14 protein-coding genes are annotated in these 16,475 nt (G+C 45.6%); 7 read left to right on the plus strand and 7 right to left on the minus strand.

The features are described from left to right. Positions 1–21: 21 nt before the first annotated feature. A complete protein-coding gene (locus tag LZT21_RS02330; RefSeq protein ID WP_233924661.1) occupies positions 22–1,164 on the plus strand; it encodes an efflux RND transporter periplasmic adaptor subunit in 1,143 nt (380 codons plus the stop codon). 49 nt (positions 1,165–1,213) lie between these two features. Then, positions 1,214–4,255: an efflux RND transporter permease subunit gene (locus LZT21_RS02335; protein WP_233924435.1), complete on the plus strand. Its 3,042-nt coding sequence runs from the start codon at positions 1,214–1,216 to the stop codon at positions 4,253–4,255. 10 nt (positions 4,256–4,265) lie between these two features. Here the strand turns inward: LZT21_RS02335 and LZT21_RS02340 are convergent, their stop codons facing one another. From LZT21_RS02340 to LZT21_RS02350, 3 genes are read right to left on the minus strand one after another with little or no spacing between them, the layout of a single operon-like run. Further along, positions 4,266–4,934 (minus strand): glutathione S-transferase family protein, encoded by a 669-nt coding sequence (locus LZT21_RS02340; protein WP_233934779.1) that lies wholly within the window; start codon positions 4,932–4,934, stop codon positions 4,266–4,268. 36 nt (positions 4,935–4,970) lie between these two features. Beyond that, positions 4,971–5,483 (minus strand): flavin reductase family protein, encoded by a 513-nt coding sequence (locus tag LZT21_RS02345; protein ID WP_233934778.1) that lies wholly within the window; start codon positions 5,481–5,483, stop codon positions 4,971–4,973. 23 nt (positions 5,484–5,506) lie between these two features. Continuing rightward, on the minus strand, positions 5,507–5,749 hold the full coding sequence (locus LZT21_RS02350) for a hypothetical protein (protein WP_233989166.1): 243 nt from the start codon (positions 5,747–5,749) through the stop codon (positions 5,507–5,509). A gap of 147 nt (positions 5,750–5,896) precedes the next feature. Between LZT21_RS02350 and LZT21_RS02355 the strand changes: the two genes are divergently transcribed. Continuing rightward, positions 5,897–6,880 (plus strand): MDR family oxidoreductase, encoded by a 984-nt coding sequence (locus tag LZT21_RS02355; protein WP_233934776.1) that lies wholly within the window; start codon positions 5,897–5,899, stop codon positions 6,878–6,880. A 45-nt stretch (positions 6,881–6,925) separates the two neighbouring features. On the opposite strand, the gene LZT21_RS02360 is transcribed toward LZT21_RS02355, so the two are convergent. Next, positions 6,926–7,120, minus strand: coding sequence for a DUF1289 domain-containing protein (locus LZT21_RS02360; RefSeq protein ID WP_233989167.1), 195 nt, complete (start codon positions 7,118–7,120; stop codon positions 6,926–6,928). Further along, positions 7,120–8,904 carry a bifunctional isocitrate dehydrogenase kinase/phosphatase gene (gene aceK / locus LZT21_RS02365; protein ID WP_233989168.1) on the minus strand — a complete coding sequence of 595 codons (1,785 nt, stop codon included), beginning with the start codon at positions 8,902–8,904 and terminating at the stop codon, positions 7,120–7,122. The genes LZT21_RS02360 and aceK overlap by 1 nt, the downstream gene beginning before the upstream one ends. Here aceK and LZT21_RS02370 point away from each other — a divergent pair. Continuing rightward, complete coding sequence (locus LZT21_RS02370) at positions 8,896–9,996, plus strand: MBL fold metallo-hydrolase (RefSeq protein WP_370634753.1); 1,101 nt, start codon at positions 8,896–8,898, stop codon at positions 9,994–9,996. The two genes, aceK and LZT21_RS02370, sit on opposite strands and share 9 nt — an antisense overlap. Here LZT21_RS02370 and LZT21_RS02375 read toward each other — a convergent pair. Further along, a complete protein-coding gene (locus LZT21_RS02375; RefSeq protein ID WP_233924443.1) occupies positions 9,911–10,399 on the minus strand; it encodes a PhaM family polyhydroxyalkanoate granule multifunctional regulatory protein in 489 nt (162 codons plus the stop codon). The genes LZT21_RS02370 and LZT21_RS02375 overlap by 86 nt on opposite strands. Before the next feature lie 77 nt (positions 10,400–10,476). On the opposite strand from LZT21_RS02375, the gene LZT21_RS02380 reads away from it, so the two are divergent. Further along, positions 10,477–11,580 carry a homocysteine S-methyltransferase family protein gene (locus LZT21_RS02380; protein ID WP_233934774.1) on the plus strand — a complete coding sequence of 368 codons (1,104 nt, stop codon included), beginning with the start codon at positions 10,477–10,479 and terminating at the stop codon, positions 11,578–11,580. After that, positions 11,577–14,312, plus strand: a complete 2,736-nt coding sequence (gene metH / locus LZT21_RS02385; RefSeq protein WP_233924445.1) for a methionine synthase — start codon at positions 11,577–11,579, stop codon at positions 14,310–14,312. The genes LZT21_RS02380 and metH overlap by 4 nt, the downstream gene beginning before the upstream one ends. Before the next feature lie 30 nt (positions 14,313–14,342). Here the strand turns inward: metH and LZT21_RS02390 are convergent, their stop codons facing one another. Next, on the minus strand, positions 14,343–14,675 hold the full coding sequence (locus LZT21_RS02390; RefSeq protein ID WP_233924446.1) for a DUF1840 domain-containing protein: 333 nt from the start codon (positions 14,673–14,675) through the stop codon (positions 14,343–14,345). Between the two features lie 41 nt (positions 14,676–14,716). Between LZT21_RS02390 and argS the strand changes: the two genes are divergently transcribed. After that, positions 14,717–16,468: an arginine--tRNA ligase gene (gene argS / locus LZT21_RS02395; protein ID WP_233924447.1), complete on the plus strand. Its 1,752-nt coding sequence runs from the start codon at positions 14,717–14,719 to the stop codon at positions 16,466–16,468. Positions 16,469–16,475: the final 7 nt, after the last annotated feature.

Below are 16,475 nucleotides of genomic sequence, written 5' to 3' on the forward strand. Positions count from 1 at the left end.
GCCTATGCCAAATTAATGGCGATGACAGAAATGCGCCGCCGCATGACGGTGATGTTGGTGGGTGTTTTTTTACTGCTGGGGTTAATTTTTGTCTTTAATCAGACTAAAACGATGCTAATTAAGCATTTTATTTCCAGTGCAGGTTTGCCGCCTGCCGCTGTTTCTACTACGGTTGTTCAATACGAGGAGTGGCAACCCATGCTAAGTAGTGTGGGTAATATGCGCGCCTATCGCGGGGTTGAATTGAGCACAGGAGTAGAGGGCTTAGTCGAGCAGGTGCCGGTGAAGTCGGGCATGGATGTGAAAGAAGGTAGCTTGTTAATCAAGTTAGTCGATGCTGCTGAAGTAGCCCAATTGCAATCATTAAGGGCCCAAGCTGAATTAGCTAAAGTGATTAATGAGCGCGATAAACAGCAATTGGCAATTCAGGCTATCAGTAAAAATGTTTTTGATACCAGCGCAGCCGACGCGAAGTCAAAACGGGCACTGGTACAGCAACAAGAGGCACTAATTGTTAAAAAGAATTTAAAGGCCCCTTTTAGCGGCCGCGTTGGAATTGTGACGCTGAACCCAGGACAGTACGTTGGCGCTAGTGAGAAGTTAATGACCTTACAAACGATTGACCCGATATTTGTTGACTTTACTTTGCCACAAAGCGCAGTTAGTACTATTGCGGTTGGCCAATCGATTGCGCTATCGACTGATGCATATAAAGGTATTGCATTTGCTGGAAAAATTACAGCAATTAGTCCTAAGGTCGATTTAAATACGCGCAATATTCAAATTGAAGCCTTGTTAGCTAATCCGGATAAGAAAATTTTGCCGGGCATGTTTGCTAATGTAAATATTAATTTAGGCGATAAAGTCAAACTACTTACTTTGCCTTTAACCGCTGTAAGCTATAACCCTTATGGCTCTACTGTATTTATAGCCAAGAAAACTGAGCGCCTTGGAAAAGATGGCCAGCCCGTGATTGAAGCCCAGCAAGTATTTGTCACAACTGGCTCAACTCGGGGTGATCAGGTCGCGATTACCAAGGGTATAGAGGCGGGAGCTACCATTGTCACTAGCGGCCAACTAAAATTAAAAAACGGCACGCCTTTAATCATTAATAATAAAGTACTCCCCGCCAATTCTCCTAATCCAAAGCCTCAGGAAAATTAGTGTTGATGAATGCAATTAGTCATTATTGTCTACGCTGGTGGCTAGCGTGATGAATTGGACCGATCTCTTCATTCGCCGGCCCGTTCTATCGGTGGTGGTAAGTAGCCTGATTTTAATTTTTGGTTTGAAGGCTGTAACGACTTTGCCAGTTAATCAGTTCCCGCAAACCCAAAATGCGGTTGTTACCATCACTACGGCATATTTTGGAGCAGATCCAGAAACCATTGCAGGATTTATTACTCAACCGCTTGAATCAGCTATTGCTCAGGCGCAGGGTATTGATTATTTATCCTCAGCCAGCATCAGCGGCATCTCTACCATTACCGCAACCTTGCGGCTCAATTACGACTCCAATAAAGCCTTAACTCAAATTAATACTCAAATTGCCTCAGTGCGTAATCAATTACCACCGCAGGCACAACAACCTGTTTTAACAGTGCAATTGGGGCAATCAACTGCCGCCTTATATATGGGTTTTTATAGCGATGACATACCCAACAACAGTATTACGGATTATTTATTGCGGGTTGTCAAACCGAAACTCGATTCCATTGCTGGCGTGCAAAACGCTGAAATTTTAGGTGGTCGGAAGTTTGCCTTAAGGGCTTGGTTAGACGCTGATCGGATGGCCGGTTTAGGAGTTGGGCCAGATGATGTATATAACGCTCTAGCGGCCAATAACTATTTATCTGCCGTTGGCAGCACAAAAGGCTCGATGGTTGCGGTTGACTTAGTTGCGGGTACCGATTTACATAATTTAGCTGAATTTCGTAAGCTCATCATTAAACGTAATGGCGTAGACCTAGTTTATTTAGATCAAGTTGCCAATGTCAGCTTAGGTTCTGAAGATTACAACACCAATGTGGCTTTTAGTGGTAAAAAATCAGTCTTCATTGGAATCAAAGTCGCGCCAGAGGCCAATTTATTAGATGTGGCTGCACGAATTCAAGCAGCCTTCCCACCTATTCAAAAACAATTGCCTACTGGCTTGACCGGCAAAATTGTGTACGACTCTACTGCCTTTATTAATACCTCAATTGATGAAGTTATTAAAACATTAGTCGAGGCATTAGTCATCGTAACGGCAGTGATTTATTTATTTTTAGGTAGTTTTCGGGCAGTTTTGGTACCCCTTATTGCTATGCCGCTGTCCTTAATCGGCGCATTTTTTATGATGCAAGTATTGGGCTATTCGATTAATTTATTAACCCTCTTAGCCTTAGTTTTGGCGATCGGCTTGGTCGTTGACGACGCTATTATTGTGGTCGAAAACGTCGATCGCCATATGAAAGAAGGTAAATCGCCACTCGAGGCAGCATTGATTGCAGCAAGAGAATTGGGCAATCCCATTTTAGCCATGACCATTGTATTAATTGCGGTCTATATTCCCATTGGCTTTCAAGGTGGCTTAACCGGTGCGCTGTTTACAGAATTTGCCTTTACTTTAGCCGGAGCGGTGGCTGTTTCGGGCGTGGTTGCCTTAACGCTTTCGCCGATGATGTGCGCACAAATTTTTACTGAACAGCAAGAGGCCTCACCCTTTGTTCAAAAAATCGATTTGGTATTTGAGCGCTTTCATCATCGATATCAAGCGCTGCTTCGTAGTTTATTAACAACTTGGCAGGTCGTCATTGTCATGGGCGCATTTTTATTAGTAGGTGTAGCTTATTTATATGCTACAGCTTGGTCTGAATTAGCGCCTACAGAAGATCAGGGCATTGTCTTAATGCAAGCTGCAGGCCCGCCCAATTCAACGGTTGATCAAATGCAAATGTATGCAAATCAACTATATCAAATTGCTAGCGCCGAACCAGAGTATGCGCAAATGTTTCAAATTACTAGTCCGACATCTAGCTTTGGCGGCGTACTTTTAAAAGATTGGGCGCAACGCAGTCGAAGTGCTAGCGCCTTTCAGCAAGATATGCAAAAAAAGTGGAATAGCATTGCTGGTGCACGAGTGGCTGTGTTTCAGTTTCCCGCTCTTCCTGGCGCCCAAGGGCTACCAGTTCAAGTGGTCATTAATACAACCGAATCATACGAAAATTTAAATGAAGTATCGCAGGCCGTACTCGATAAAGCCCGCAAAAGTGGGATGTTTTTCTTTGTTGATACCGATTTAAAAATTGATAAGCCACAAGACGTACTCGAGATAGACCGAGAAAAAGTTGCTGCTTTAGGAATGACCCAAAAAGATGTTGGTAGCGCACTTTCAGCCGCATTGGGCGGAGGATTTGTCAACTATTTTTCTGTGGCTGGCAGATCTTATCGGGTCATTCCTCAGGTAAAACAAGTAGATCGCTTAAACCCCGAGCAAATTTTAGATTACTATATTCGCACTCCCAGCGGCAATATGATTCAGGCGCGTACGATTGCGTCGATTCGACAACGGGTTGTGCCGCAGTCAATTAATCATTTTCAGCAATTAAATTCTGCCACGATCTCGGGAGTTAGCACCCCATTCGTTTCACAAGCCGAAGTATTAACCTTTTTACAAAATGCCATCAAAGAAGCTGGACCTAGTGGCTATAACATTGATTATGCAGGCCCATCACGGCAATTTATTGCCGAGTCAGGCGGTTTCTTGGTAACCATGTTCTTTGCGATTTTGATTGTATTTTTGGTGCTTGCAGCTCAGTTTGAAAGCTTTCGCGATCCCTTGGTGATTTTAGTTTCGGTACCGCTTGCTTTATTTGGCGCCTTAATTTTTATTAATCTTGGCTTCACCACTGTCAATGTTTATACCCAGGTTGGTTTAGTGACTTTAATGGGCTTAATTAGTAAGCATGGTATTTTAATTGTGCAATTTGCTAATGAGTTACAAATGGCCGGCCGCAATAAATTAGAAGCCATTATCGAAGCAAGCAGTGTGCGGTTGCGGCCAATTTTAATGACCACTGCAGCGATGGTTTTGGGTGTAGTACCGCTGGTAATTGCTTCTGGGGCTGGGGCAGCAGGTAGACAATCGATGGGAATCGTAATTTTTACTGGCCTATCGATTGGCACCTTGTTTACTTTATTTGTCGTGCCAGCGATGTACCTCTTTATTGGCGCCGATCACCACGCGAATAAATTTAAACAAAGCGCCATTTAAATTTAGGTAATTAGGGTTTACTCACCATTAATTCAGTTTCTGCAATAGTGGCAAACTGAGTTTCGGTTTGAATGCGCTTAAACCATTTTTCTAAATGTTCATATTGTGGGCGCGCCGGCAATTGCTCAGGAAATGTCTCTGCTAATAAAATCCAGCGATTAACGCAAATGGCTAAAGGAATATCGCCTAAATTAAAGCGTTCACCCGCACAAAAAGCGTGCTCTTGTAAGCAAGCGTTAAGGATGCCAAGATATTGATGGGTATCGGCAAAGCCTTTACTAATGGCGGCATAGTTACGTTCCGCTTCTGGCACACGCGTCAGCCCCAGAAAGGGTAGACGTAAGGCGGGCCAAAGAGTTGAAATTTGCCAATCTAACCATTTATCTGAGCTGGCTTGACTAAGATTGTCGTTAGGAAAATAAGTTCCAGCCGCATCATAAGTGCGAGCCAAGTAGCGCAAAATTGAATTCGATTCCCACAGAGTGAGCTGGCCATCTTGTAAGGTTGGGACCAAACCATTGGGATTCATTTTGAGATAGTCGGGGGTCGTATTAATACCAAAATGTAAGCCCGCATCAATACGTTCATAGTCACGCTGCTCTTGTCGTTGGAGCTCAGCTAAGCACCATAATACTTTTTGAACATTGATTGAACTTTTCCTACCCCAGAGTCGCATCATGAAATAATTATCCTTATTGTGATTGGCACTATTTTTTTATTCCTTGGCCACGTGTTTAATACCTGATAGCTCGCTACGATGAAACAGCAGCGGGGCTTTAGCAGGGTCATGGGCAAGATCATGAATTTGGGCAACAATAATAAGGTGGTCGCCACCAGGGTAAACAGCCACGGTTTCACATTCAAAGTGGGCTGCACAGCCTTGTAAAAAGGGGATACCACTGGCATTAAGTAGATGATTTACTGTGGCAAATTGACCGGTGCGGCGTTTGGCAAAGGTGATTGCGAGATCTTCTTGAGCATGATTCAGTACATGAATAATATGTTGAGCACCCACCGAAAAAGCAGCCGCTAATGGGGATTGTTTCGCAATCGACCATAAAACTAACGGGGGATTCAGCGAAACGGTATTGAAGGAGCTAATGGTGATGCCGATTGGCGCTTGCGTAGCATCAAGCCCAGTAATTACCGTGACGCCAGTGGGAAAAGCAGCGAAACCCTGACGTAAATCCTCGGATGAGATCGGCTTATTAATTACAGAACTGGGCATGCGGATTATCTTGAGCTAGCCATTTATGATTTATTGGCTGCGGCGGGAGTGGGCGTAGCGCCGCCAGTAGGGATAACAGTTCCTGGTATGGGGGTTAGCACTTCATTGTCTTCAGCCTTCACGCACTTAAACCGATACTCTTTACTATTTTTAGAGAGAAAACTTGCGCCTAGATAAAAATCGTTTTTACATACTTTAGTTGCAAAATTCATGACTTCTTGCGGGTCTGCGCTGGAATTAATGAGTCGCATATTTCCCATTGACATACTTAATTCCGTTGAAAAACAAGCGCTTAGCAAGAGGCAGCTAAAAGTAGCGGTGAAGAGTAGAATTTTTTTCATGGTAAACCTCATATGCAATCGTGCTCGTAGAATAAACCGTTTAAGTAAAGTTGTTAATTTTAAGGAATTTTAATGTTTAAAGCGATCTTGATTAATAAAGACGAAAAAGGCTATCGTGCCGACTTGGCCGAACTCGACGAGACCGATTTACCCGCTGGCGAAGTGTTGGTTAAGGTACTGTATTCCACCTTAAATTATAAAGACGGCCTTGCCATTACTGGCAAAGGCCCTGTTGTCAGGGCATTTCCGATGGTTCCAGGCATCGATTTTGCTGGCGAAGTACTCGACAGTAGTAGCCCAGATTATCAGCCTGGAGATCAGGTTATTTTGAATGGCTGGGGGGTGGGAGAGGGGCATTGGGGCGGTTTAGCCCAAAAGGCGCGGGTTAAGGCCGAATGGCTGATACCCCTGCCCAAGGGCTTGACCCCGAAGCAAACCCTGGCAATTGGTACGGCTGGCTATACCGCCATGTTGTGTGTCATGGCCCTGCAACAGCATGGCTTGCAGCCTAGCGCTGGTGAAGTTTTAGTCACCGGGGCAGCAGGGGGGGTGGGTAGTTTTGCCACGATGCTCATGAGCAAACTGGGTTTTACGGTAGTCGCTAGTAGTGGTCGACCAGAAGAAAGCGCATATCTACATCAGCTGGGCGCTAGCGAGGTCATTGAGCGGGCCAGTTTATCAACTCCAGGTAAACCCCTTGCTAAAGAGCGCTGGGCTGCGGTTATCGATAGCGTGGGTAGTCATACCTTAGCTAATGCATGTGCGGCAGTTAAAAGCAATGGTGCAGTTGCTGCGTGTGGTTTAGCCCAAGGCATGGATTTTCCAACTACCGTAGCCCCATTTATTTTGCGCGGCATTACTTTGTATGGCATCAATAGCGTTACCGTAGATAAGGCGAAACGTATTTCAGCTTGGGAGCAATTAAGTCAGCTTTGCGACTTCACCATCGTCAACGCAATTGCCCACGAAATTAGCTTGGCCGAGGCTATTCCGCTAGCGGCTGATTTAATTGCTGGCAAAATTCGTGGACGTTTAATTGTGGATGTGAATCGCTAAGAATGCGCTTTTACTCTTAATATAGCGGCTATCGTGAAGCCGTTTTTAATTGATAACATCGTTGGCTTTGCGCTCAGGTAAGCGCAGACAAATGAGTTGTCTCTCAGTTTGATTGGCGCTCGACCATGCTGCAATTTCTTCAAGCGTACGATAGCAACCGCGACAAAAGCCATTGTCTGGATTAATCTCACACCAATTAATACAGGGCGAAGCAATGGGTGCAATGGGATTCAATTTCATTAAGACGTTTTAAACCGATTGATAAAACGTTTATCAGCATCATATTCAATAAAATGGGGATAGGCCCCAGCCCTTAAATGGGTTTGGTGCGAGCGCCACATTTCAGGATCAAAAAAATCGGGATGATGTTTAAGAAAATAGTGTTTGACCCGCTGATCGCCCAGTAAAAAAACCCGAAAGGTTTCTGGAAAAATATCTTTCGACCCAATTGGATACCAAGGTTCGCCCGATAACTCCTCCTCCTCAGTGCGGGCCGCTGGAACATGACGAATTTCACAGGCAGTTAAATATTCAATTTCATCGTAGTCATAAAAAGCAACCCGGCCATAGCGAGTGACGCCAAAATTTTTGTAAAGTAAGTCACCTGGAAAAATATTAGCGGCAATTAATTCCTTAATAGCATTGCCATATTGCAACACTCCATGCTCTATTTCGGCATCGCTACCATCCTGCAGCCAAAGGTTTAACGGCGTCATCCGCCGTTCTATATAGACATGTTTAATAACTAATTCATCTAGACCATCTAGGCCTGGTCTAATTTGCAGTAATGACGGACATTGCACTTGAATTTCGGCAATTAATTCAGGCGTAAAACGCTCAAGGGGGAAAACCACATCAGAAAATTCGAGTGAATCAGCCATTCGCCCTACCCGATCATGCTGTTTAACCAATTGATATTTGGCCATGATGATTTCACGGGTTGTTTCCTTGGGGGGCGGAAAGGAATCCTTGATCATCTTAAAAACATAGGGGTAGCTAGGTAAATCAAATACCAGCATCACTAAACCTTTAATGCCAGGCGCAATGCGAAATAAATCAGTAGAGTGCAGTAAGTGATGTTGAAAGTCACGGTAAAACAAATTTTTACCGTGCTTTTGTAGTCCTAACATGTTGTAAAGTTCCGCACGGGGTTTGTGGGGTAACAAATTGCGCAAAAAAGTAACGTAGGCTGAAGGCACTTCCATATCGACTAAAAAATAACTATGAGTAAAACTAAATATTAGGCGTAAATCGACTTCAGATAATAATGCGCCATCTATATATAGTTGACCAGCTGCGTTATGCATTAGCGCAATTGCTAAGGGGATCACTTTTTCGCCATCAATAATGCGGCCAATAATAAAGGCAGTTTTATTACGAAAAAAAAGGCCAGTTAAGATATGAATTTGAAAATCTGCCTGTGTCGTAGCGCCATGTAATTCCTCGTTCACGCATTGATTTAATAATTCAATATCCCGCGTTAAATTTTCAAATGGTGTTTTAAATTGAAAACTCAGTAGCAAATCTGCAAGGACTTGTTTTAAGCCAGCACGATTTTCTGGATAGTAAGTGCGGTAGGTGGGCTTACTTGGGGCTTCGTCGTTCTCTAGGTATTCGGTAGAAATGGTAGGGCGGACAAAAATAAAATCATTATGAAAATAATCACGGCGTAAGATGCGGGTACATACTGAATTAAAAAATGTTTCCGCTAACTCAGGTTGGTGTAAATTAGAAACTAAACCAATGTAATGTAATTTCACTTGCTGCCACACCTCATCGGAACAATTTTCTGCATCAAACTCATCTTCCAAAATTTGCACAGTTTCTTGTACGCGTTGATCATAATAATCAATGCGATTCCGCTGCAATTGACTTACCCCAAACCAATCTTGCGCCTCAAAGCAGGCTTTTGCCGCTGTTCCAGCCTCGCGGAAGATGCGGTAATGGCGTTGAAATCCGGCCAACAGCGTTTGCGCCATATCGAAAGCAACCTGCGATGACAATAATTTGGGAAAATGGTTCATGCCACTAAGCTTAATCGAAGCGTACAGAACTTGACTAATCCTCAAATCCACTACCCCTTGGGGGACGCCCTTCCACCGCTGGGTGAAGCTAGGGAAGTGGTTCCTGGGGTGCGCTGGATAAGAATGCGCCTGCCCTTTGCCTTAGATCACATTAATTTATGGCTTTTACGCGATGAAATCGATGGTGTAGAGGGGTGGACCATCATTGATTGTGGTATTTGTAATGCTGAGACGCAGACCGCATGGGAAACTATTTTTGCCACTCAATTGGCCAATTTGCCAGTATTAAGGGTGATTGTGACCCATATGCATCCCGATCATGTGGGGTTGGCAAAGTGGTTATGCGAGCGGTGGCAGGCGCCCTTATGGATGTCGATGGCAGAGTATTTAACTGCTCAGTGGTTAAGCAATAAAGAGGGGGGCGCAGCAATTGGCGCCAAAATGGGAGGAGGGGGATCGGCCGATCATCTGGAGCGCCATGGGCTTAATTCCGCCGAAGACTTGGCTTTAATTCGGGGCCGTTCTGACTATTACAGCAAGATGGTGCCAGGGATGCCGCAGCGCTATCGGCGTTTGATGGACGGGGATGTCATTTCTATTGGCAGGCATCTGTGGCAGGTAAAAATGGGCTATGGGCATGCGCCTGAACATGCCACCTTGTATTGCGCAAAATTAGGGGTTTTTATTTCAGGCGATATGGTCTTACCACGTATCTCTACCAACATTAGTGTTTATGATGCCGATCCCGATGCCGATCCCTTGGGATTGTTTTTACGTTCCTTGGCGTTATTTGCCCAATTACCTGTCGATACCTTAGTTTTACCCTCCCACGGTAAGCCCTTTAATGGCCTTCATTTACGTGTTCAGCAATTACAAGATCACCATGTTGATCGCTTAGCCGACACCATGGAAGCGTGCAACCAGCCGATTACAGCGCGCGACCTAGTGCCTATTTTATTTAAGCGCTCACTGGATACGCATCAAATGACCTTTGCCATGGGCGAAGCTATTGCCCATTTGAATCATCTTTGGCGCTTGGGAAAGCTGACGCGGAAGGCTTCCGCCGGGGTTTGGCAGTTTTCCGTCCGCTAGACCCTGCATTCCCTGCAGATGCAGCAGCATTTGTTGCCGCCGCGGTTGCTGCCGCGGTTGCTTTATTCACATTGTCCATGGCAGCTTCCTGTGCCGAGCCCATCGCCTCGCCAAAAGAGCGCAGCGCTAAAAGCGTGGCTTGCTGAACTTCAAGCCCTTGAATAGTCGACTTCAAGACGTTTAAATTCAGGTTTAACCAATTCTCAACGCTTTTAAGATCTTTAATCCGCTTTTCAATTTCAACGACATCAAGACCTGCAAAAGCATTATTAAATCCGCTAGCTGCCTTGTTCATATCGGTAGTAAAGGGAAATTGGCCGGCATTTTGCCCGGCCACACCTTGCCCCCACATGTTCTTCAACATCTCAAGGCTTTGATTAAATTCTGGGATAGTTCCAAACATAAATTCTCCATTTTGGCTAAAGACAAGCAATACCGATAAAATACGGGATTCTAAAGATTAATCCTCTTAACCTCACAATGCAATCAAATGGTTCAGTAGCACCCACTTCAACAGTACCTGCCTTTTTCGGTTCGGCAAGGTATACGCGTGGCGCCCTTTTACCCCAGCTCTTGCAAGAGCGCATTTTAATTTTAGATGGCGCAATGGGCACCATGATTCAGCAGCGGAAGCTTTCTGAAGCCGACTATCGCGGCTTGCCGGCGAGTCAGCGTTTTGCGCAGCATGCCAGCGATGTTAAGGGGAATAACGAGTTATTAGTTTTAACGCAGCCACAAATTATTCGCGACATCCACGATCAATATCTTGCGGCGGGCGCCGACATTATCGAGACCAATACCTTTGGCGCCACCACCGTTGCGCAAGATGATTACCGCATGCCCGAGCTAGCTCGTGAAATGAATGAACAAGCCGCGCGTATTGCTCACGAGGCTTGTGTGGCCTATAGCACAGCAGATAAGCCGCGGTTTGCAGCTGGTGCCATTGGCCCAACTCCTAAAACTGCGAGTATATCTCCTGAAGTGAATGACCCTGGCGCGCGAAATGTAACCTTTGACATTTTACGCAAAGCCTATCGCGAACAAATTGAAGGTTTGTTTGCTGGAGGTGTCGATTTATTTTTAGTTGAAACTATTTTTGACACTTTAAATGCTAAGGCAGCGTTATTTGCGCTCGATGAATTTTTTGAAGAAACTGGAGAACTTTTACCAGTGATGATTTCTGGTACCGTCACCGATGCGTCGGGGCGCATTTTATCTGGCCAAACGGTTGAGGCATTTTGGAACAGTTTGCGTCATATTAAGCCGCTGACTTTCGGCCTTAATTGTGCTTTAGGAGCGGCTTTAATGCGCCCTTATATCGCCGAATTAGCGCGGGTTTGCGATACGGCAATTTCCTGCTATCCGAATGCCGGCTTACCGAACCCCATGAGCGATACGGGCTTTGATGAAACCCCCGCAATGACTTCCGGATTAATTGATGGTTTTGCAGCCGATGGTTTAGTCAATTTAGTAGGCGGCTGTTGCGGCACTACGCCAGAGCATATTCGAGCTATCGCCACCGCAGTAGCCCGCCGTAAACCCAGGGCGTTTTATCGTGAAAATTCACCTGAAGTCTTGTCATGAGTGATATCAAGCCGATGCGCTTAGCTGGCTTAGAGCCCTGCAATATCACTCCTGCAGTGGGCTTTGTCAATATCGGTGAGCGTACCAATGTAACTGGCTCAAAAGCTTTCGCGCGCATGATTTTGAATAATCAATTTGATGAAGCTTTGGCGGTCGCCCGCCAACAAGTTGAAAATGGTGCGCAGGTAATTGATATCAATATGGATGAGGCGATGCTGGATTCCGAGGCGGCAATGACCCGCTTTTTGAATTTAATTGCCTCAGAGCCAGATATTGCTAGAGTTCCCATCATGCTTGATTCGTCGAAATGGACGGTGATTGAAGCTGGCCTAAAGTGCGTGCAAGGCAAATCCATTGTGAATTCTATTTCCCTTAAAGAAGGTGAAGACGCATTCCGTAAACAAGCGCGTTTAGTTAAACGCTATGGCGCGGCTACTGTAGTAATGGCTTTTGACGAGCAAGGTCAAGCTGACACCTTTAAGCGCAAAACTGAAATTTGCCAACGCTGCTACAACTTGTTGGTCGGTGAGATGGGCTTTCCTGCTGAAGATATTATTTTTGATCCGAATATTTTTGCGATCGCCACCGGCATTGAAGAGCATGATAATTATGCGGTTGATTTTATTAACGCTACTCGCTGGATAAAAGCCAATTTACCCGGCGCAAAAGTAAGCGGCGGGGTTTCTAATGTCAGCTTTTCTTTCCGCGGCAATGATCGCGTTCGCGAGGCCATTCATACCGTATTTCTCTATCATGCCATTCAAGCTGGCATGGACATGGCGATTGTCAATGCCGGGCAACTAGGTGTGTATGCTGATCTTGACCCAGAGTTACTCGAACGTGTTGAAGATGTCGTACTCAATCGCTTTAAAGAAAAAGATGGCCAAACCCCTACTGAACGTTTATTAGCGATAGCCGCAACTTTTAAAGGCGATGCTAGTAAGCAAGTAGAAAATTTAGTTTGGCGAGAGGCGCCAGTTCGCGAGCGCTTAACCCATGCTTTGGTCCACGGCATCACCACATTTATTGTTGACGATACCGAGACTTTACGCGCAGAAATTATGGGAGCGGGTGGCAGGCCAATTGAGGTAATCGAAGGCCCACTAATGGATGGCATGAATGTGGTTGGCGATTTATTTGGTGCTGGAAAAATGTTTTTACCGCAAGTCGTTAAAAGCGCGCGCGTTATGAAGCAGGCTGTTGCGGTATTAATTCCCTACATTGAAGAAGAAAAACGTTTGCATATCGCTGGTGGTGGTGAAGCGAAGGCCAAAGGCAAAATTGTGATGGCCACAGTTAAAGGCGATGTACACGATATTGGTAAAAACATTGTTACTGTGGTTCTGCAGTGTAATAATTTTGACGTTATTAATATGGGCGTGATGGTGCCTTGCGCCGAAATTTTAAAGAAAGCCAAAGAAGAGCAGGCCGACATTGTTGGCCTGTCTGGCTTGATTACACCTTCACTTGAAGAAATGACCTATGTAGCCCAAGAGATGCAACGCGATACCTATTTTCGCGACCGTTTATTACCTTTAATGATTGGCGGCGCGACCACTTCTCGGGTACATACTGCCGTCAAAATTGCCCCGCACTATGATGGTCCAGTGGTCTATGTACCCGATGCTTCGCGCTCAGTTTCGGTAGCGTCAAGTTTACTTTCCGATGAGGGCGCAAAAAAATTCATTTCTGAATTACAGGAAGATTATGTCCGTATCCGCGACCAACACGCGAACAAACGCAAGACGCCTCTCATTTCTTTAGAGGCGGCACGCAAAAATCAGGAATGTATTAATTGGCAAAATTGGGTTCCACACAAACCCAAATTTATTGGTCGGCGGCTCTTTAAAAATTACTCACTTGCTGAAATAGCCCCCTTTATTGACTGGACTCCCTTTTTTCAAACTTGGGATTTGGCAGGTAAGTTTCCAGCAATATTGGATGATGAAGTTGTTGGCGTGGAAGCGCGCAAAGTATTTGCAGATGCACAGGCAATGTTGGAAAAATTAATTAAAGGCCAATGGTTGCAGGCAGATGGCGTAATGGCTTTTTATCCCGCCAACACGGTTGGCGACGATATCGTTTTATATACTGATGAAGCCCGCAATCACCCCTTATTTGTTTGGCATAACTTGCGCCAACAGAGCGAACGACCCGTAGTCGATGGCCAACGGCGCCCGAACCGCAGCTTAGCCGACTACGTTGCACCGCATGCCACTGGCATTGCTGATTATGTAGGTTGTTTTGCGGTGACTACAGGCCACGGGGTCGAGAAAAAAGTGGCGCAATTTCAAGCGCAACATGATGATTACAGTGCAATTATGCTTAAAGCACTAGCCGATCGTTTAGCTGAGGCATTCGCTGAATTAATGCATTGGCGGGCGCGTACCGATTTATGGGGTTACGCCACGAACGAACAACTTAGTAATGAGCAAATGATTGCTGAGCAATACCAAGGTATTCGCCCAGCGCCAGGTTACCCGGCTTGTCCTGCCCATGAAGTGAAGTTAGATTTATTACGTGTACTCGGCTCAGAAGATATTGGGATGAGCTTAACAGAATCATTCGCGATGAACCCTGCTTCGAGTGTTAGTGGCTTTTATTTAGGTCATCCCGAAGCCCGTTATTTTAATGTGGGCAAAGTAGGTCAAGATCAATTGGCAGATTTAGCTAAAAGACGCAATGAAACAATTGAAGTGGTACAGCGCTCCTTAGCAAGTCAATTCGACTAGGACAGTACCTGCAACTGATTGCAACGCAGTTTAGATGTCCCACACCAGAGGTTCTTGCGCCGCCGCCGCCTGCTTCATGAGCTCTAAAAATGGAAAGGCCCGCCTGCCGAGAGGATCGCCTTTTGCCATTGCCGAGCTAGAGTGAGCTCCTTGGGATTGGGTTTGGGGCTGAGTTTGGGATTGGCGTTGCTGTTGATCTTGAATAATAGCGCTTTCAAGGAGCCAAATTAAATTTGGCAGTTCAGCGGCAGTCAAAATGCCGCGTTGCTCAAGGGGCTTGCCCAAGATTGTAAAAATGCGTTCACTCAGATCACTTAACATGATCACCTCGGGGCCGGCTTTAGAATGAAAATGGTAAATCATCTGTCGAGCTTACCATTGCTGCCTGATAAACTCATTAATCTATGTTGACAACCCAAAAGAACCATTTAATTCAGCTCTTAAGTGAAGCTTTAAAACAGACAGCACTCGCTCACGGTTTGTCGCCAACTGACATACCAGTACCCCAGCTCGAACGGCCAAAATCGACTGATCATGGTGATGTGGCTTGCAATATTGCCATGCAAGTAGCAAAGCTATGGCAGCTTAAGCCGCGTGATTTAGCGCAAACCTTAATTAGCCATTTAACAAACCAAGCCAATTATGCCGACTTCATTGCTGCTGCTGAAGTTGCTGGGCCTGGTTTTATTAATTTTCGCCTGACCAATCAAGCTAAAACAGCGGTTATTAAAGAGATCTTAGTTGAGCAAGCGCGCTTTGGCTTAGTCAAGTTAGCGCCCTCAGCGGGAAATGCAAAACCAGCCAAAGTGATGATCGAATTTGTTTCAGCTAACCCTACTGGCCCATTGCATGTAGGGCATGGGCGACAGGCAGCCCTAGGAGACGCCATTGCTAATTTACTCAGCACCCAAGGATTAGCAGTTCACCGCGAGTTTTATTACAACGATGCAGGTGTGCAAATTGCCAACCTAGCCCTCTCAGTGCAGGCGCGCTTAAGTGGGCTCAAGCCAGGCGATAGTGCATGGCCAGAGTTAGCATATAACGGTGAGTACATTGCCGATATTGCAACAGCATATCGCGCTTTGCCAGCGCATCACTCAGAGACCGATCTTGAATCAATTCGTCAATTTGCGGTTGCTTATTTACGGGCAGAACAAGACCTGGATTTAAGTATTTTTGGGGTGCAATTTGATCAGTACTACTTAGAGTCTTCTCTATATGCCGATGGCAGCGTGGCCCACATTGTCGCTGACTTAGAGGCCGCTGGTAAAACCTATGAGACCGATGGTGCTTTGTGGCTCAAAACGACTGCAGACGGCGATGATAAAGATCGGGTGATGCGAAAGTCTGACGGCAGTTATACCTATTTTGTACCCGATGTTGCCTATCATGCGAGTAAATGGCAGCGGGGTTATCAGCAGGTCATCAATATTCAGGGTAGTGATCACCATGGCACCATCATGCGCGTCCGCGCAGGTTTACAGGGGGTGGCACAGCAACGTCAGTGGGCCATTCCCAGTAATTACCCAGCCTATGTTTTGCATAAAATGGTTACGGTGATGCGCAATGGCGAAGTCGTGAAATTATCGAAACGCGCTGGATCTTATGTCACGGTGCGCGATTTAATTGAATGGTCGGGTGGTATTCATGACGCCATGACAGCGGAGGAGCGTGAGTTGGCGTTACAACGCGGACGTGATGCAGTCCGCTTCTTTTTAATTTCGCGCAAAGCCGATACGGAGTTTATTTTTGATGTTGATTTAGCCTTGCAACAAAACGACGAAAACCCAGTTTTTTATGTCCAGTATGCTCACGCCCGAATTTGCTCCATTCTGGCGCAATGGCATGGTTCTCCTGCTGATTTAGCTACAGCAAACTTCAGTCTATTAAGTAGTAAAGCTGCCGATCATTTGCTGCGGCGATTAGCTGAATATCCAGAATTACTTGCTACGGCCGCGGCCGATTTAGCCCCCCATGCACTCGCCTTTTATTTACGCGATTTAGCCGGCGATTTTCATACCTTTTACAATGCAGATCGTGTCTTAGTGGATGATCTCGAGTTAAAAAATGCTCGCTTAGCTTTATTAGCGGCGACCCGTCAGGTAATTCAGAATGGCTTGGCTGTTTTGGGGGTATCAGCCCCGAGCAAAATGTAAGATGAGG

Origin of the sequence: Polynucleobacter sp. IMCC 30228, assembly GCF_021395205.1 — a bacterium.
Classification (GTDB): domain Bacteria; phylum Pseudomonadota; class Gammaproteobacteria; order Burkholderiales; family Burkholderiaceae; genus Polynucleobacter.